General features: G+C 40.4%; 15 protein-coding genes. 5 read left to right on the forward strand and 10 right to left on the reverse strand.

All coding sequences use genetic code 11. The features are described 5' to 3' along the window. Positions 1 to 65: 65 nt before the first annotated feature. From dld to yieE, 8 genes are all read right to left on the reverse strand, one after another. The gene (gene dld / locus BDD30_RS02970; protein WP_015833832.1) at positions 66 to 1,781 is read right to left on the reverse strand and encodes a D-lactate dehydrogenase; all 1,716 of its coding nucleotides are present in this window, start codon (positions 1,779 to 1,781) and stop codon (positions 66 to 68) included. A gap of 203 nt (positions 1,782 to 1,984) precedes the next feature. Further along, positions 1,985 to 3,367: an APC family permease gene (locus BDD30_RS02975; protein WP_015833830.1), complete on the reverse strand. Its 1,383-nt coding sequence runs from the start codon at positions 3,365 to 3,367 to the stop codon at positions 1,985 to 1,987. Positions 3,368 to 4,047: 680 nt separating this feature from the next. After that, positions 4,048 to 6,033 carry a ligand-gated channel protein gene (locus tag BDD30_RS02985; RefSeq protein WP_015833829.1) on the reverse strand — a complete coding sequence of 662 codons (1,986 nt, stop codon included), beginning with the start codon at positions 6,031 to 6,033 and terminating at the stop codon, positions 4,048 to 4,050. 451 nt (positions 6,034 to 6,484) lie between these two features. Then, a complete protein-coding gene (locus tag BDD30_RS02990; protein ID WP_015833827.1) occupies positions 6,485 to 7,273 on the reverse strand; it encodes an ABC transporter ATP-binding protein in 789 nt (262 codons plus the stop codon). Then, positions 7,270 to 8,355 carry a FecCD family ABC transporter permease gene (locus tag BDD30_RS02995; RefSeq protein WP_041381762.1) on the reverse strand — a complete coding sequence of 362 codons (1,086 nt, stop codon included), beginning with the start codon at positions 8,353 to 8,355 and terminating at the stop codon, positions 7,270 to 7,272. Before BDD30_RS02995 ends, BDD30_RS02990 begins: the two co-directional genes overlap by 4 nt. 23 nt (positions 8,356 to 8,378) lie before the next feature. Then, positions 8,379 to 9,530, reverse strand: coding sequence for an ABC transporter substrate-binding protein (locus BDD30_RS03000; protein WP_387795052.1), 1,152 nt, complete (start codon positions 9,528 to 9,530; stop codon positions 8,379 to 8,381). Positions 9,531 to 9,837: 307 nt separating this feature from the next. Next, the gene (locus BDD30_RS03005; protein WP_015833824.1) at positions 9,838 to 11,316 is read right to left on the reverse strand and encodes an amino acid permease; all 1,479 of its coding nucleotides are present in this window, start codon (positions 11,314 to 11,316) and stop codon (positions 9,838 to 9,840) included. A gap of 159 nt (positions 11,317 to 11,475) precedes the next feature. Continuing rightward, positions 11,476 to 12,339: a DNA-binding transcriptional regulator YeiE gene (gene yieE, locus BDD30_RS03010; RefSeq protein WP_015833823.1), complete on the reverse strand. Its 864-nt coding sequence runs from the start codon at positions 12,337 to 12,339 to the stop codon at positions 11,476 to 11,478. A 193-nt stretch (positions 12,340 to 12,532) separates the two neighbouring features. On the opposite strand from yieE, the gene BDD30_RS03015 reads away from it, so the two are divergent. Next, positions 12,533 to 13,615, forward strand: coding sequence for a YeiH family protein (locus BDD30_RS03015; protein WP_015833822.1), 1,083 nt, complete (start codon positions 12,533 to 12,535; stop codon positions 13,613 to 13,615). 110 nt (positions 13,616 to 13,725) lie between these two features. After that, positions 13,726 to 14,568 (forward strand): deoxyribonuclease IV, encoded by an 843-nt coding sequence (nfo, locus tag BDD30_RS03020; RefSeq protein WP_015833821.1) that lies wholly within the window; start codon positions 13,726 to 13,728, stop codon positions 14,566 to 14,568. A gap of 19 nt (positions 14,569 to 14,587) precedes the next feature. On the opposite strand, the gene fruK is transcribed toward nfo, so the two are convergent. Then, positions 14,588 to 15,526 (reverse strand): 1-phosphofructokinase, encoded by a 939-nt coding sequence (fruK, locus tag BDD30_RS03025; RefSeq protein ID WP_015833820.1) that lies wholly within the window; start codon positions 15,524 to 15,526, stop codon positions 14,588 to 14,590. A 217-nt stretch (positions 15,527 to 15,743) separates the two neighbouring features. Here fruK and BDD30_RS03030 point away from each other — a divergent pair, with 217 nt between their 5' ends. The 3 genes from BDD30_RS03030 (at position 15,744) to yeiP (ending at position 18,251) form a co-directional block, all read left to right on the forward strand. After that, positions 15,744 to 16,163 carry a nucleotide triphosphate diphosphatase NUDT15 gene (locus tag BDD30_RS03030; RefSeq protein WP_015833819.1) on the forward strand — a complete coding sequence of 140 codons (420 nt, stop codon included), beginning with the start codon at positions 15,744 to 15,746 and terminating at the stop codon, positions 16,161 to 16,163. A gap of 117 nt (positions 16,164 to 16,280) precedes the next feature. Further along, positions 16,281 to 17,540 (forward strand): tryptophan permease, encoded by a 1,260-nt coding sequence (gene mtr / locus BDD30_RS03035; RefSeq protein WP_015833818.1) that lies wholly within the window; start codon positions 16,281 to 16,283, stop codon positions 17,538 to 17,540. Between the two features lie 138 nt (positions 17,541 to 17,678). Continuing rightward, a complete protein-coding gene (yeiP, locus tag BDD30_RS03040; protein ID WP_015833817.1) occupies positions 17,679 to 18,251 on the forward strand; it encodes an elongation factor P-like protein YeiP in 573 nt (190 codons plus the stop codon). A 368-nt stretch (positions 18,252 to 18,619) separates the two neighbouring features. Here yeiP and BDD30_RS03045 read toward each other — a convergent pair whose 3' ends face one another. Beyond that, positions 18,620 to 18,973, reverse strand: coding sequence for a hypothetical protein (locus tag BDD30_RS03045; RefSeq protein WP_249039911.1), 354 nt, complete (start codon positions 18,971 to 18,973; stop codon positions 18,620 to 18,622). Positions 18,974 to 19,342 lie beyond the last annotated feature (369 nt).

The raw sequence follows: 19,342 nt of genomic DNA on the forward strand, positions 1-19,342 counted from the left end.
CAAATGGAGAAATCATCACAGACTCAAATCCTCTTAATATTACCATGATGTTAAAAATACTGGCATTAAAATTCTCCTCCCCAATTTTTCAGTTTAGATGTTTTCCCAATTCCTGGGTTGAGAGTGTTAGTAGGATCGGTCATTTGATAGAAAGCCTTAAGCTGAGGCTTAGCCTTATATTGATGACCTACATTGTGTTCAGCAGGATATTCCGCACCACGCTGATCGAGGATTTCTATCATTCTTTCTTTCAGTGCATGTATATCCACGCCCTTTTTTATAATGTAATCATGATGGAATACATGGCACATAAAATGCCCACAGTAAAGTTTATGCACTAATACATCATCAAATTCTGGCGGTAATTGTTCAAACCATTCACGATCATTACGACGCAGAGCAATATCAAGCGAAAGAATATTTTCCACTTCATTACTATGTATCGCTCGATAACGAATCGCCGCACCAGCAGCAGAGAAGCGATGAAGAAACGCCTTAGCACCTTCTTCCGGCGTACAGGCAAAGAATGCTCCCTTTGCTTGGCTGAAATAACTCTCTAGCCAACTTCTAGCTTCCTCAACCCCATCACCAGACATCTTTAATATCAAATGGTGCTCAAAGCGATTTCGATATTCTTTCAAACGATTAGGTAAGTGAGAAGGAAATAAACGACTCAATCCTTGCATTATGCGATCGATAAGATGGGAAGGTAAAAATGGAATCTTGTTGAAAATAGCATCCATTTTTCCTTTCAAAGTAAAATAGGCCGGCATTTTATCAGTACCAAGCTTATCAATCATGATAAAAGTATCTTTACCATAGCTTTCTGCAATATCAAAAATATCCCGGTGCATATATTCACCCGCCACCGGCAAGTTACGGAAATTAGCTAACATATGACGACGTAACTCCGTCAATACGTCAGTTTGGTTGGTTCCGATATAAAATACTTGAGACGAAGATTCCGCCGGAAAAGTATCGAGCCGGACAGCAAACACGACCAACTTACCCGCACAGCCAGACGCTTCGAACAAACGACGTTCGTCAGAATTGAAACGAGATGGCGTATCAGCATCTACGTCACGTACTCGTTGGGCATACTCATAATCAGACGCTTTACGTTGACCGTGTTCTATATCCTGGTCACTATAACGACGTTCTTCCAGACAAGAGAGGATCTCTTCCGGTGTTTCTCCCAGATAAATGCCCAGATGATTAATCAACTCTGGCTTACCGTTCTTATTCACTCGCCCATATAACGCCATTTCGGTATAGGCTGGGCCACGACGAATCAGAGATCCCCCCGAATTATTACAAATACCACCAATCACAGAAGCGCCAATGCAGGAAGAACCGATCACCGAATGAGGTTCACGTCCCAGAGGTTTTAACGCACGTTCAAGTTGCCACAATGTACTGCCCGGCAGTGCGACTACTTGGTTATACTGTTTCAAGATTTGTATCTTATTCATGCGCAGCGTGCTGATGATCACGATGTCACGGTCATAATCATTACCACTCGGGGTAGAACCTTCAGTCACACCGGTATTAGCTGCTTGCATCAAGACGATTTTATCTGCTTCAACACAGGCTTTAAACACACGCCACTGTTCCACCAGCGAGCTGGGAAATACTACGGCTAAAGCTTCGCCTTGGCCCGAGCGAAAACCTTTACGATAGCGTTCAGTTTTATGAGAAGCGGTTAGGATATGAGATTTACCGACAATATTGGTCAGGGTAGTAATGAATTGCTGATTTTGCGAGGTCTTTGCATCATTCATAGTCTCTTCCTTAATAGTATATAATTACCTCTCAGAGCATAGATTGTTTTTCTCTATTTACCGCCGGAATTTTTCTTATCTGCAAGCAGCATCGCTGTTTTCTTTTCTCAGATCCTTCTTCTGCATTATTGCGGCAAAACTGGAAACAATAGCAAAAAAAACGGTACCAAATTTGGTACCGTTATTCTTTTTCAAACCGAATATTAAATCATTTCAGAACATTGAGGCATCGGCTGACGGAAACGACGGGTCAGGAATACCATATAAACTAGACCAATGGCTCCCCAAGTTAGACCCAATTCCATAGAACTCTGTTCCAAGTTCATCCACAACACCCCGACAGTACAGGCACCAATCACAGGCAATACCAGGAAGTTGATTGTATCTTTCAATGTACGGTTACGACGTTCACGGATATAGAACTGAGAGATAACCGATAGGTTTACAAAAGTGAACGCTATCAGCGCACCAAAGTTAATCAGAGCCGTTGCAGTCACCAGATCAAAGGTAATTGCAGACAGTGCTACGATACCTACCAACAATACATTGACTGCCGGAGTCCGCCATTTTGGATGAACATAGCCAAATATTTTCTCAGGAAATACGCCATCACGCCCCATAACATAGAGCAAACGCGAAACCCCCGCGTGAGATGCCATACCAGAGGCCAAAACGGTGACACAAGAGAACACCAGAATAATGGACTGGAATAAGGTACCCGCAACATACAGCATAATCTCTGGCTGAGATTCATCCGGGTTCTTGAACCGGGAGATATCAGGAAAATAGAGCTGTAAGAAATAAGAAACTATAATAAAGATAACGCCACCGATTAACGCTGTCAGGAAGATCGCTTTCGGGATCACTTTGCCTGCATTCGGCGTCTCTTCAGACAACGAACTAATGCCGTCAAACCCAAGGAACGAAAAACACAAAATCGTTGCCCCAGTAATCATTGGGATTAAATGAGCATCTTCAGAGGTAAAAGGTCTTACACTCCATAAAGTTCCGACACCTTCTCCATTGTATACACCGTGGATCAACAAGCCCACAAATACAACCATTATTGCAACCTGAACAATAACAATACCGGTGTTAAGATTAGCAACGACATTGATACCACGCAGGTTAAAGGCAGTCATCACTAATGCCAATCCCACAACGAAAACCCATGGTTCTACGCTAGGAAAGATGGCCTGGAGATAAATTTTCGCCAATAAGATGTTAATCATCGGCATGAACAGATAGTCTAGTAGCGACGACCAACCTACCATAAAGCCAACATGCGGACTGATGGATTTTTGTGCATAAGTATATGCAGATCCGGCAGATGGGAAGCGTTTTACCAATTTCCCATAGCTTAAAGCAGTAAATAGAATTGCGATCAGAGCAATAGCATAAGATGTCGCGACATGGCCATCAGTCAAACCAGAAACAATTCCGAAAGTATCAAAGATAGTCATAGGTTGCAGATAAGCAAGACCCATCATCACCACTTGAACTAAGGTCAGTGTTTTCCTGAGTTGAACACGATTGTTCGCACCAGTTTGGTTGGTGCCAATTGAAATTTCAGTATTATGCGACATGAGCGAAACCTCCCATAACTCCGATTCGCGTTTTATCGCTACTTAATCGACAGTTACTGGGAAGACTTCGCTTCTGCCTATAGGCAGAATAGACAGTGGGGTTAGAGGCTGGATTGTACATAGAGCGCAATGCTCCATAGTCATCAATGCAGCAGCCTGTGCCGATTGGCACAAGTGCGATAGAGAATAATTGCTCCATATTAGCGTTCCTCATTACGGCAACCAATTCTCGTTATGGTTGCACGTGGGCCAATTATCTATCCGGCTCAGAGTCCGGCCTCTTGGTATATACCCTTCATCTTTCAAACTGCTGCTTTGTTGGCTGCGTTCACTTGCTGCCGCCCTGCGGCTTGAAATCTATTGGGTATAGTAAAAAATAAGTCAAAGCAAAAAAAATAACCGACACATATAAACGCATCAGTTATTTTCCAGTGGGCGAATTCTGCACTTGAAGACCTAAAATAGCAATACTCGCCGCACTAAAAGTTCATTATTTTTTACCACACAGATTGACTACGCTATGGAATTTAACCATGTCATATACATTCCTTTGACATGTACTAAGTTTTAGCACAATGCAAAATGAATTACCACTCAGTTTTTATGGGTTAAGCAAAAAACAAAAACCCCCAACCTAAAACAGGCAAGGGGGTTAACACACATTCAATAAGAATTATTTATCAGAAGTCATAGGTAAGACCAATGTTATAGCGACGGCCATCTAGTACCGCATCATGAATATCTTGAGTAACGCGTTTATCAAATACGTTGTATACCCCACCTAACACGCGTAAATCTTTAGTCAGATTATAGCTGGCTCCGATATCCACAAAGGCATAGGACGGAGTTCCATTATCCATTCGACTACCACGCCATAAATAATCTGAGGTTTTGCCACGGAAATTAATTCGGGTCCAAGTTTGCATCTCTGGTAAGGTCTGCCAATTTAGAGTCGCGTTGGCCATATGTTTAGGCGTCTTGTTCAAAGGTTTTCCCTTGAACTTTCCACTTTTCTGTTCTGAATCAGTGTAAGTATAGTTCGCAGACAATGACCAGTTTTCAACAATATCCCAGTTCACCGTTACTTCTACACCACGCATATTGACTTTACCGACATTCTCTCTAAGATTTACAAAATCAAATGAATTAAATACTGTAGGGCAATCAGATTCTTTCGCACATTTATATTCAGTAATTTTATCTTTAAAATCAGTATTAAATACCGTTAAACCAATATTCAAATTATCTTGATTATTCCAGATAATACCAATTTCTTCACTAACACTTTTTTCTGGTTTCAGTTCAGGATTACCTAAAATAATACCGTTACTATTACCCCCACCCGTTGCCTGCCCCCAATTTACCGAGATATGACGTAAATCAGGAGAACGATAACCAGTAGATACACCACCTTTAATCGTCCATTGTTCATCCGCATGCCATACACCATATAAACGTGGTGTCCAATGACTACCAAAATTCTCGTCTTTATCCATACGGATACCACCAGTCAGGGCAAAATCATTGGTCATCTGCCACTCATCTTCAGCAAATAATGCCCAACTCCAGCGAGTCAATTTATTTAATTCATTGTTAGTAGAAGCTAATTTATTATCACCGCCATGCAAATTTTCATAACGATATTGTCCCCCAGTACTTAAAGTATGATCACCTAACTGGAAAACAGTTTGATTGTTAAATACTGTATCTTGGTACTTCATGTCACGCCCTGGATTACGTGAATCATCATGTTGAATATATGAAGTCATAGTCCCGAAATCATAAATACCATTGTGCGTAATAGAATAGTTATTGCGCTTGTAACGGTTTTTACTATCTTTACAAAATTCATTCTTTTTCTTACCACAACCAAGTAATTTAGTTGTTTTACCCGCAGTAGAATCACGATCTTGCTCATAACGACCCGCTTCAAAATCAAAAGTATTTTGATCATCAGGTGTCAGAGAAAGAGTTGCTGAACCGTTACGCATTTCTTGCTCTTTAAAACCACCAACAAATTTATCTTCGTTACGGTGAGAATATAGGCCATTGATTTTTAGGCCCAACAAACCATCAATGACCGGCCCTGCTGCATAAACACTGCTCTGATAACTATTACCCGAATTTTTACTCTCAGTTAAGGTCGTATCAGCGCGAAAACTCGTTATCCACTCTTTCTGAACTTTACGAGTAATGACATTAATAACTCCCCCCATCGCATCAGAACCGTAAAGAGAAGACATCGGTCCACGTACCACTTCGATACGTTCTATCGCAGCCAATGGCGGTAACCAACCCTGTTCAATACCAGAGCCATCACTGTTTGGACGCGTATTGCGGGTATCAACACGCTTACCATCAATCAGAATCATAGTGTACTTAGACGCCATACCACGAATACTAATATCACTGCTGCTACCGCCATCTGTAACTAAAACACCTGGCACATCTTTCAGTGCATCAGTCACATCACGATAAGCTTTGGTTTCTAATTGTTCACGGCTCACTACAGAAATAGACGCTGGCGCATCTTCAATCTTCTGTTGGAAGCCTGATGCTGTAGTCACAATAATTGTGTCATTACTACTACTGGCCGCAAAAACAGAACCAGATGATATTGCAGCAATAACCCCTAACGCGATTTTTCTTTTATTAAAAATACCCATTCCCGATTCTCCAAGAAATATATACCCGTTATCTTTCAAGTTGCCTCTTTGTTGGCTGCACTCACTCACCCCGGTCACAGAGTTATCTATGCTCCCGGGAATTCGCTCCCTTGCCGTCGCGATGCATCTTGAAATCCATAGGGTATAAGTATGATTTATTCATTTATAAAAATGGATAATCAACATATGCTCAAAAATAATAGGGATAAAATATTCAGCCCTGTGTAGTCTTATTATTTTGTTTTATTATATTAGCTTATACCTTATTACTATAAAATATAAATCAACATTATTCCCTAATTCAGATAATCTATCTTATTCAATTATTTTATTGCCCACTCTTTGTAGTAATAAAGAATGGACATGAACATTACTCAGACAAAAACGACAGCTTTTAAGGCTACTTTATTTATTGAAAATATGTCCTATGACAAGGTTATTAGAATAGGTTCTAACTGACTAGCTTTGAAACTAACCCATCAATTAATACCTGTGGAATGCCCTGAGAACAGCGTTCAATTCTACCTCTAACACCATAAACCTGCGCCAAGCTGTACGGCGTAATAACCTGTTCAGGAATTCCTTCTGCAATTAAATTACCTTTTTGCAACATTAATATATGGTTACCATGCCGCAAAGCGATATTAATATCATGCACGACCACTATAGTAATAATATTACGTCGGCGTGTTTCTTGTGCAACCAATTCCATTACATGATATTGATAATTTAAATCCAGCGCACTAAGTGGTTCGTCTAATAATAATAATGTTGGCTTACGAATTAGCGATTGTGCCAATCCAACTAGCTGTTTTTGACCGCCAGACAACTGATCTAAATAACATAACGCCAGATGTTCAATCCCCAACTGACCTAATAAAGACATCACTTCTTCTTCATTGGTTTCAGAATAACGTCCACCAGATGCCCGTTGAGCAACAATAATCGATTCCAACACATGTAAATGAACGCCAGCAGGCAAACTTTGTGGTAAATAAACCACATCTTCTGCTCTCCTCGCAAAATTCATTTTCATTAAATCCTGACCATCAAGCCAAAGCTGCCCATTGGCACGATTTAAACCAGCTAACGAACGCAAGAGCGTTGATTTACCACTGCCATTTGGCCCCAACAGCACTGTAATTTTCCCACGAGATAACGGAGCAACATTCAGATTTTCAATAACTGGATGTTTCGGGTAACCAGCATAAAAATTGCTGATGGTTAATCCCTGCTTCATACATTCCCCCTGTAACGTAAAATTATACTAAGGAAGAATGGAACCCCAACCAATGCGGTAACAATCCCAACCGGAATAATGACTCCAGGGATCAAGTTCTTCGAAATAATTGACGTCATAGACAGTACTAATGCACCAATCAGCGCACTAGCCGGCAAATAGAAGCGGTGATCTTCACCAAACATCATACGAGCAATATGAGGTGCAACCAAACCGATAAAAGCAATTGGTCCGACAAATGCAACCGCTAAAGCAGAAAGAATACTGATACGCAATAATGTCCCCAAGCGCAAACGACGAGCATCAATACCAAAACTGATGGCCCGATCTTCACCCAAACGCAATGCTGTCAGTTTCCAAGCATTCATCATTGAAATCGGAAAAATAACTGCAAATACCAGCAACATAACACCCAGTTTTATCCAAGTTGCTCTGGCAAGGCTACCCATTGTCCAGAGTACCAGCCCCTGAAGGGTATCTTCAGTTGCAATAAACTGCATCATGGAAACCAGTGCGTCAAAAGTAAAGTACAGCGCAATACCAAACAACACCACGCCATAAGTGGCAGCCCGTGTCCAACGGGTGATGCCATCCAACACCAATGCAGCCAGCAAAGCAAAAATAAAGGCATTCGCAGAGATGAACCATTGATCAGGCACCCCCGGAATACCAATACCTGACACGATAGCCAACGCAGCACCAAATGCAGCCGCCTGAGAAACCCCTAACGTAAAGGGGCTTGCCAATGGGTTATTCAGAATCGTCTGCATTTCAGCGCCAGCCAGTCCAAGAGACAAGCCAATCACTACCGCCATCAGAGCGTATGGCAAACGGATATCCCAGACAATCACCCGTGTACCCGCATCGACACTATCTGGTGAAACTAAAGTCTGCCAAAGAGACTGCAAAGACAAACCTGATGGCCCTATAGTAAAATCTAATACCAAGGAAGCACCGATAACCAAGAAGATGGACACCATCATCACGATACGGCGGCGTAAAATATATTGGTAATGGGCTTTTACACCGCTGTTATTTGATTGTTGTTTCACCGTTGGCATAGGCTCGGTAGTGACACTCATTATTTTTTTACCTGTCTTACTGATTACTTCTCACTGACCCAATAAACACCTGATGGCTCAACTGCCAGGAATTTACTGTGTAACTCATTCAGTGTTTTTTGCGGATCTAAATCTGCAAATTGTTCAGGATAAAACCACTTAGCAAATACCTGCGCGACTATTACGTTATATGGAGAATTGTAATAGTTATGCCAAATAGCATAGTCTCTACCCTCTGTAACTGCAGTCAAAGTGCTAATACCTTTGCGATCAGTCATTTTTTTCAGACTAGCTTTTGCCAACTCAGGTGTAGCTTGCGCGCCCAGTTTTACACCGGGTTCATTACTGTCTGGCGCTTTTGCACCACTGGCAATGTAAATATAAGGATCGGTTGCAATAATCTTTTCAAGATTCATATTGCCAAGTGCACCAGGTAGTACGTCTTTAGCGATGTTTTTACCACCCGCCAGATCGATAAAATTGCCCATATTACCATTACCAGCAGTAGCACAGCAGTCTTCAAAAGCACCCGCTCTTAGGTCAATAAATACAGTTGGCTTTTTCTCTTCCGGGATTTTATTGGTGATTTCAGTGACCAGTTTTACATTCTTCTCGTAGAAATCAGCATACTCTGTTGCTTGTTTTTCACGGTGCAATACTTTACCCAGCATACGAATACTTGGCAGCGTGTTTTTTAGTGGATCGGTACGAAAGTCAACAAACACAACTGGAACGCCTGCTTTTTCAAGCTGAGCAACCAATTCACTGTTTTTACCAGGACCATGACCAGACAAGCCAAAAATAGCAATATCTGGATTGAGAGTTAACACTTTTTCAGAACTAACACTGTCAGCACTGGTATCACCAATCAAAGGAACTTTGTCAATCTCAGGGAATTTAGCTTTATAGATGGCGTAGGATTGAGGGTCTAGTTTGCGAAAATCACCTTGCCAACCCGCGATACGGGCGAGTGGTTTATCCCCTTCAAGTAAAGCGACAGCGTGAAACAAACGGCCTTCGCCCAACAAAATACGATTTACATTCCCAGGAACTTCAACAGTACGGCCAACTATATCGGTAACCGTTTCAGCCCATGATGCGAAGCTTGCCATTACTGCCGAACCCGCCAACAGGCTGATACTGATACTCTTTGCAATAGATCGAGATACAAATTTCACTTTGTTAGCCTCTTTCATATTAATAATAATGGCGCTAACAATAAAGCAAACGAGAATACTTATCAATGTGATTTACATAGGTTTTGGTAAATACATGATTAATTATATGACCAACCCTATGAAAAATAAGAAAACGTCCAGTTAGTTACAAAAATGAGCGTTTTCTGCTGATTTCTTGTCAATAGCTATTTAACCATAATAGAACAAAACGTTAAGATAATAATAAATTGATCGTGAATCGCATTGAAATAACGCTAAATCAGGCTGGTTAACATCTTTCCAAAGATCCTACCAGCCAATTAATTATTATTCAGCGTGATCAAACTCACTTATTGAAGGTATCAGGAAACTCCATCTCACCATATTTAATAAAACGGGTTTTCTTCACCAATTTATAGCCAAACCAAATCAATAGGAACAATGGAATACCAATATAAGTCGCGGTTACACCATACCAGTCAATTTTATCTTGCAAAAATGCCTGATAATTCTGCCCTAATGTAATGATTAGGCAGAGGATAAACGCAAAGATCGGACCAACCGGGAAAAATCCTGAACGATAAGGTAGCTTACCTAAATCCAATCCCTGAGCTACATAACCACGGCGGAAACGATAATGACTGATAGCAATCCCTAACCATGCAATAAAACCGGTCATTCCAGAAGTGTTCAACAACCACAAATAGACAGTTTGGTTACCGTACATTGAACTGAGGAAACACAAAGCAGCAACAACCGTTGTTGCATACAAAGCATTACGTGGCACACCACCTTGGGATAATTTACCAAAAATCTTTGGTGCTTTGCCCTCTTTTGCCAATGTGAACAGCATACGAGTCGATGCATACATCCCTGAATTACCCGCAGACAACACCGCCGTTAAAATAACGGCATTCATCACAGCCGCAGCTGATAATAAACCAGCATTTTCAAATACCAACGTAAACGGACTAACGCTAATATCACCGACTTCATTACATAGCAAATTTGGATCAGTATAAGGAATGATCAGGCTAATAATCAAAATAGCAAAAATATAAAACAACAGAATACGCCAGAATACCTTACGTACTGCGCGGGGAACATTCTTCGCGGGATCTTTGGACTCACCCGCCGTAATGCCAATAAGCTCAACGCCCTGGAAAGAAAATCCAACTATCATTGCTACGCCAATCATAGCAGAGAAACCACCGGCAAAAGGGGCATCACCAACAGTCCAGTTATGCCATCCAGCACCTTCTGTACCTTTCATTATTCCGGTTATCATCAATATTCCGACCACAATAAAGACAATAATCGTGACAACTTTAATCAAAGAAAACCAGTATTCAGCTTCCCCAAAACCTTTCACTGAAATAAAATTCAGCAGAAAAATCAATGCAAGGAACAAAGCACTCCAAACCCAACCTGGCACATCTGGCAACCAATAACTCATCACCAACTGAGCAGCCACTAAATCCACCGCAATAGCCACCGCCCAGTTGTACCAATAATTCCAACCAAGGGCGAAACCAAATCCTTCTTCAACATATTTGGAACCATAAGTTGAGAAAGAACCAGAAACAGGCATATAAGCAGCCAGCTCTCCCAGACTGGTCATCAGGAAATAGATCATCAAGCCAATCACCGCATAGGAAAGTAATGCTCCACCAGGCCCGACCTGTGAAACCGTCACTCCTGAAGCCACGAATAGCCCTGTGCCTATTGATCCACCAATAGCAATCATCGCCAAATGCCGCGCTTTTAATTCACGACGTAAATGTTGCACCACTGGTTTCCGGGAAATACTTTGTTGTTGAGACATTATCTTCCTGTTATCTGAGAATAAACTTGATGGCGGATTGTAACAAATCCTCGCTATCAAAATAGCAAGGAAACACAATTATAAGATACCTTCATAATTCAGAAGAAATTATAAGTAACATAACTAATTCTTAACTAATTCTTAAACAAAAAATAAAATTTACTGGCAATAACTCAGCAGCTTTTGCAGTGCATTGGACATGTGCTTTTGCCGGTGACAAATCAGGTACAACATTCTGAAAAGTTTCAATTCTGGTACCTTCAGTTCCAGCAAAGTGTGATTTTCCAATTGTTCTGCAACAACTCGTCTGGATAAGCAGCTAATCCCCATACCAAATCTGACAGCATGTTTTATCGCTTCAGAATTTCCCAATTCCATCAAAATTTTGAACCCAGGTAAACGAGCAAATAACAGATGATCCAACACCTCTCTGGTACCCGACCCTCTTTCTCTTAATATCCACGATGCCTTAGCTAAATCATCCAATTTCAGCACCTGTTTCGCCAACGGATTCTCAGGAGCCGAGAAAATAACCAATTCATCCTCCATCCAAAGCTGAGTTATCAATTCAGGACTGTGACAAGAACCCTCTATCAAACCAAGATCAACGCGGAATTCCAGAACAGAATTGATGACATCCTGAGTATTACTGATGTTTAACTCTAAGGGTGTCTCAGGAAAATCCCGACGATAATTTGCCAACATTTCCGGCAACATATAATTACCAATAGTACTACTGGCAGCAATACGTAATGCACCCAGCTCTTGTTTAAATAACTGCTGAATTTCCCCTGCCTGTTCCAGTAATGCCAAAGCCTTAGGATAGAGTAAACGACCGTGCTCATTAGTTACCAGCCGTTTTCCTACCCTGTCAAAAAGCTGAACGCCAAGTTGGTTTTCAAGATCTGTTAATGAAGCACTCACCGCGGATTGAGAAAGCGCTAATTGCAGAGAGGCTTGTGTCGTTGAACCGCTTTTCAATACCTCAGTGAAAACTTCCAATTGCCTCAGTGTAATATGCATATTGCCCCACAAAATAATTATAGTGTCAACCAGATAGATTGTTTTAATTTTATACAGAAACAAACAACTTAACAAAAATCCTCTCTCTATTACCACTTTTTTCGATTATATATAAAATTTTTATCAATTTTAATGATAAATCTGTTTGCTATATACTTACGTTTAAAATATATAAGCAAAGCGAGCAATATCTATGTCTAACATTCAAACTGAAGAATTCAGTAAACAAAAATCTATTCCCGGCATGAAATTAATACCTGGACTAATAGTGGCAGCAATACTTACCGCAATTTCAATCTATGCTGGAAATATCCCATGGTTTATTAATATGGGGCTGGGCGCACTGACACTGGCAATTCTGGCCGGAATTATTATCGGTAATACCGTTTATCCTTTACTTAAACCTTATTGTGACGAAGGTATTCATTTTTCAAAACATTATCTCCTGCGAGCAGGCATTATTCTTTATGGATTCCGTCTGACATTTCAACAAATTGCTGACATAGGTGCTACCGGTCTTTTAACTGACGCAATTATGTTGTCTTCAACTTTCTTTATTGCAATCTGGCTAGGCAAATCCCTCTTTGGATTAGACCAACAAACCTCAATATTGATTGGTGCTGGTAGCAGTATCTGCGGTGCAGCGGCTATTATGGCAACAGAGCCTGTGGTGAATGCCCCTGCCAGTAAAGTTGCTGTTGCTGTATCAACTGTTGTCATCTTCGGAACCCTCGCTATTTTCATTTATCCATGGTTCTATCAACTCAACGAACATTATCAGTGGCTATCATTCACTCAACAATCTTTCGGCATCTTTACTGGCTCTACTGTGCATGAAGTTGCTCAGGTTGTTGCTATTGGACATGCTATTAGCGATCAAACCGAGAATGCTGCTGTTATCAGTAAGATGATCAGGGTTATGATGCTGGCACCATTTCTGTTGTTATTATCCAGTTATATCGGCAATACTTCTGCTAAAAATAGCAAAAACAGTCAAGCAAGAACCCGAATTACTATCCCTTGGTTTGCGGTGATTTTTATTGCAATAGCCGGTTTTAACTCTTTTAATTTACTGCCTACAGTAATAGTTAATTATCTGATCAACATCGATACAATTATGCTCGCTATGGCCATGGTTGCATTAGGTTTAACGACTCATGTAAGTGCTATCCGCCAAGCTGGATTTAAACCTATCTTATTAGCGCTGATTTTGTTTGTATGGCTGATGAGCGGTGGATTTCTGATAAATCTAGGCATCCAGCATATGCTTGGCTAATCAGAATATTCGTACAGAGGAATCTATTAGCGTATAACCCTTCTGTTCTTAAGGTTCATTGACTGTCCGAACAATGACATAATGGGATATATAGTAGGAAGGAGAAGAAGATGAAATTTGTTGGAGCACATGTCAGCGCTGCTGGTGGAGTCGATCAAGCCGTTGTTCGAGCACATGAATTAAAAGCCACCGCCTTTGCTCTGTTCACAAAAAATCAGCGCCAATGGAATGCACCACCGTTAACCACTCATGTCATCGATAAATTTAAAGAAAATTGTGAACGCTATGGATATGGTAGCCGACAAATTCTGCCTCACGATAGTTATCTGATTAATCTGGGCCACCCAGAAATTGAAGCATTGGAAAAATCCCGGCTGGCTTTTATTGATGAAATGCAACGTTGTGAACAACTAGGTATCGATTTATTGAATTTTCACCCTGGCAGTCATCTTAATAAGATAGATGTGGATGAATGTCTGATACGAATTGCAGAATCTATCAATATCGCTCTCAATAAAACCCAAAAGATTACTGCGGTTATCGAAAATACAGCCGGTCAAGGCACAAACCTGGGCTTTAAATTTGAACATTTAGCTGCAATTATTGACAAAGTTGAAGATAAAAGCAGAGTTGGTGTCTGTATTGATACCTGCCACGCTTTTGCCGCTGGCTATGATTTACGTACAGAGAATGCTTGTAAACAGACTTTTCAGGAGTTTGAAAAAATTGTCGGCTTTCAGTATCTGTGCGGAATGCATCTAAATGATGCAAAAAGTGAATTCGCCAGCCGTGTTGACCGGCATCATAGCCTTGGAGAAGGAAATATTGGCAAAACACCTTTCAGTTATATTATGAAAGATATCCGTTTTGATGAAATTCCGCTGATCCTTGAAACAATTAATCCAGATATCTGGCCGCAAGAAATTGCCTGGCTGAAATCACAACAAAATTAATTATTCATTAAGTAAAACATCATTTAATAGGTGTCAGTTCAATTCTAGCCATCATTGCGGCTAATTCAGGGCGACTGCTGATACCCACATTAGGCTGGCTAACTGCCAATGCAGATACAGCGGTCGCCAATCGCAACGTATGCTCGCTGGATTCCCGCATCAGCAAACCATAAACTAAACCACCGACCATTGAATCACCAGCGCCAACAGTGCTGACAACTTTACAAGACGGTGGTTTTGCCAACCATGCTCCAGATGCATTAACCCATAATGCCCCCTGCTCACCTAAGGATATAACAACATGAGCAATTCCCTGGTCCCTGAGTTGATGTGCCACCATGATGACATCGGATAAGCTCGGCAACAGTCGACCTGCCCAAATCTCAAGCTCATAAAGATTTGGTTTAACTAACCAAGGAGAGGCTTTTAACCCTGCAACCAATGCTTCACGGCTACTGTCGAAAATAATACAAGGACAAATCTGACGCAGGCGGGCCATCCAGTCTGTAAAAGATTCAGCAGAAACTCCTGTGGGTAAGCTACCACTGACAACAACCATATCAAATTGTCCAAGCCATGAAAGCGAATCATTAAAAAACTCTAACCATTCGTCTTCGCTGACACAAAAACCAGAAAAATTGAAATCCGTCACTTCACTGTTTCTTTCTGTCAATTTGACATTAATTCGTGTTCTACCTGGTACTAAATAGAAACGATTTGTCATACCATTTTCACTAAAAAATTGCTGAAATCCTTCCTGATTTTCCTTACCCAAAAAACCGCTGACAGTAACGTCAATGCCCAAATCACACAAAACCTTAGCAACATTATTGCCTTTACCAGCAGCATGTAATCCAACTGTTTGCACACGATTAATTGCCCCTTTGGCAATTTCCGAACACAATCCAACCAAATCATAAGCTGGATTTAAGGTAATAGTGGCAACTCTACGGCTCATTTTGCCCGGTATCTCCTGAGTGGATAATTATCATGACTATTGAATTTTCAGCCCTATTTATATCACTTTATACCACTAAAATTGAATCGTTTCAGTTAAATTACTTATTTTCTTGCTCATTGCCTTAAGCTGATTTGCGAGTCAGAATAGTATCTAAACCCTTTTTTCTTAAAAAGAGATATTAACTCATTGAAATTTAACTGAAGGAATATATTAAATGTCCGTAATTGTGGGTGTTGGCGTTGTTATTGTAAATGAGTATGGCCAAGTGTTACTTGGAAAACGCAGCAGTACACATGCGCCATACTGGTCAATCTTTGGTGGTCATGTTGATGCTGGAGAAACTTTTGAACAATGTGCAATCCGTGAAATTAAAGAAGAAACGGGTTTGATAATACAATCCCCAGAAATCTACGGTATTTGTAATAATCTTCAGACTTATCAACAGGAAGGTAAACACACTATTTCAGTGTGTTTACTCGCGAAACACCCAGGTGGCGAACCCAAATTGATAGAACCAGAAAAATGCGAACAACTTATGTGGTGCGATCCCAATAATCTCCCCGAACCTCACTTTGAAGCCAGCCGGCATGCAATAAAAATGTGGCAAGAGAATAAATTCTACCTTATTAAATGAACTAACTTATATTATTAGTTTAATTTCAAATAATACTTTATGACAGCTATTTACACTCCATACTCAAAAATGTATCTTTAAGCTAGTACAAAGATCATATACCCAGCAGGAGTTAATATGTCCACTGAGACAGCTCAGAGTTTAAAACGCCCTTCCATACTTGGCGGTACCATGATAATTGCCGGAACCACGGTTGGAGCCGGGATGTTCTCCATTCCCGTGGTAACTTCCGGTGTTTGGTTTACTGGCTCAATTATTCTGCTGGTTTACACATGGACGTGTATGTATTTTTCCAGCTTAATGATTCTGGAAGCCAACCTGAACTATCCATCAGGAGCGAGTTTCCATACTATTGCTAAAGACTTACTCGGCAAAAAATGGAATACAATAAACGGTTTCTCTATTACATTCGTTCTCTATACACTAACCTACGCCTATATTTCAGCCGGCGGCTCAATCATTGCCCACAATTTTGAAAATATTGTTCCAATATCACAGGCAAGTGCTGGCTTTATCTTTGCCTTTATCGTCGCGTTTATTATCTGGTCATCAACTCAAGCTGTCGATCGTCTGAGCACAATTTTAATCGGCGGTATGGTTATTACCTTTTTTATGTCCATTGGTGGAATGTTCACAGAAGTTAAATCTGTAATCCTATTCAATCAAGGCGATACCATACCAAACGATACGACAGAAAGGTATATGCCTTATGCTTTAGCTGCTCTGCCCTATTTACTCATTTCATTCGGATATCACGGTAACATTCCAAGCTTAGTAAAATATTATCATAAGGATATCAAAGCCGTTATTCGCAGTCTGTTATTTGGTGCGTTAATCGCATTGGTTATTTATATCCTGTGGCAATATGTCATTCAGGGAAATATTCCCCGCGAAGCATTCAAACAAATTATTGCTGATGGTGGGAATATCGGCGCTTTACTGAAACAAATGGATAATACCGCAAATAGCACAGCTGTCATCCAGTTTCTTACTGCATTTTCTTATATGGCATTGGCTAGTTCATTTCTTGGCGTCTCTTTAGGATTATTTGATTACATAGCCGATCTCTTTAACTTCAAAGATGACAGCGCTGGCCGGTTAAAATCTGCATTAGTAACATTCATTCCACCTACAGCCTTGGCTTTGCTATTTCCAGACGGTTTTCTGTATGCCATTGGTTTTGCTGGATTAGCTGCAACTCTCTGGGCAGTTATTATTCCGGCACTTATGGCACGAGCCAGCCGCCAACGCTTCCCCGAAGCCAGTTACCGAGCACCAGGAGGGAAATTCCTTATTGGATTCGTCATCCTGTTTGGTTTGATAAATGCTATAGCTCATATTTTAGCCTCTCTTGATCTATTACCTGTGTATCGTTGATATATAAAACATTCTTACTTACTACAAACCCCAACGTAAAAAAACGCTGGGGTTTTTTGATCCCCCACTTGCCTAATGTCTTGACTGCGAGTAATTTTGTCGCCGATTCTTCTCTCCCTGTTTTATGGAAGGTTACATATGGCTAAAGCCAACGAAATTAAACGCGGTACTGCTATTAGTTATAATGGTAAGCTACTGCTGGTTAAAGATATTGATATTCAATCACCAAGCGCTCGTGGCGCCAGTACATTATATAAAATGCGTTTCACCGACATCCGCACCGGGCAAAAAGTGGAAGAACGTTTCAAAGGAGATGATATCCTTGATACGATCAGCCTGACTCGCCGCAGCGTTAACTTTTCCTATATTGATGGCGATGAATATGTCTTCATGGATGATGAGGATTTCACACCTTATCATTTTAAAAAGGAACAAATCGAAGAAGAGCTGCTATTTATCCCTGAAGGTGGCCTGCCTGGTATGCAAGTTCTAACAATAGACGGGCAGGTTATTGCCCTTGAACTTCCACAGACAGTCGATATGATTATTGAAGAAACTGCCCCCGGAATTAAAGGTGCTTCCGCCAGTGCACGGACAAAACCCGCTAAAATGAGTACCGGCCTCACTGTTCAAGTACCTGAATATATCAGTAGCGGTGAAAAAATTCGCATTCATATTGCAGAACGCCGCTATATGGGACGTTGTGATTAACAATATTAGCTAATTCTGAGTTGCACTGTATAAAACAGAGCAACTCACTTTCGCCCATTTCATTACGAAAATCAGTTACCTGCTTTCCTTGATAATTTAGGCATAAATCAATTTAATTCTCAAATAAAATACAACTTTAACCTATCATTAATTTTCTTTAATACAGTTCAAGAATGACAGATAAAATACCTATACCTGTTATCTTTCAAGTTGCCTCTTTGTTGGCTGCACTCACTCACCCCAGTCACATAGTTATCTATGCTCCTGGGGATTCGTTCACTTGCCGTCGCGCTGCAACTCGAAATCTTTTGGGTATAATCCTCTCCAATTAAGCATTGAAACAATAATATTTAGACTTTTTCCTAACATCAATTATAGGAAATTGTAACAACGCCAACTTTTTCTTTTCCTTTTACCCACTTAATTTCGGTTACGCCAATTTGGTGTGGTAAATAAAAATAAATATCATGCTGGAGATCAAGTTTTCGTCGCTGAGTAATTTTATGTCCCTTCCGCCAACAAGTGGTATTAGCCCAGTTATCATGCCAATCAAAACGACACGGTGACTCAACAATTGTACCGGAGAAACGAATAACCCCTGAACTTGATATTACATCTGACTCACTACTGACAATACCAGGAATCATAAGAAAAAAACAACCAATAATCATCCGGAACATAGGCATAAAATCCCCGCCATAAGACAACATTATTTGCTTCAATTTCCAAAATCAGTCTGGAAATCAGAAAAATTTATGAGGCCATGTTATTGGTAACGGCTATTTTCGGTGTTTATTTACTGTTTCTATCTTCCAGAGCCGATTAAAATATTTATATCTTTCTATATGTGAATTTTCAGAAATAATTTTCAATAAATTAAGAATTTACAATTTTAAATATTGATTATCCAAATCGATAAAATTCTGTAGAGTCGGCCAGGAAAACTTATCAGAGTCAATAAACAGAAAGGAAAAAGCACAAAACAGATAAAAAAATCACCAGACTAACTTATGATAAGAATTAAATTCACGACATGATTACCCAATATTTGTTATATTAACCTACATATTACGAGCTTAGTTACCACTGAA

The sequence above is a fragment of the Photorhabdus asymbiotica genome (genome assembly GCF_003634575.1).
GTDB lineage: Bacteria > Pseudomonadota > Gammaproteobacteria > Enterobacterales > Enterobacteriaceae > Photorhabdus > Photorhabdus asymbiotica.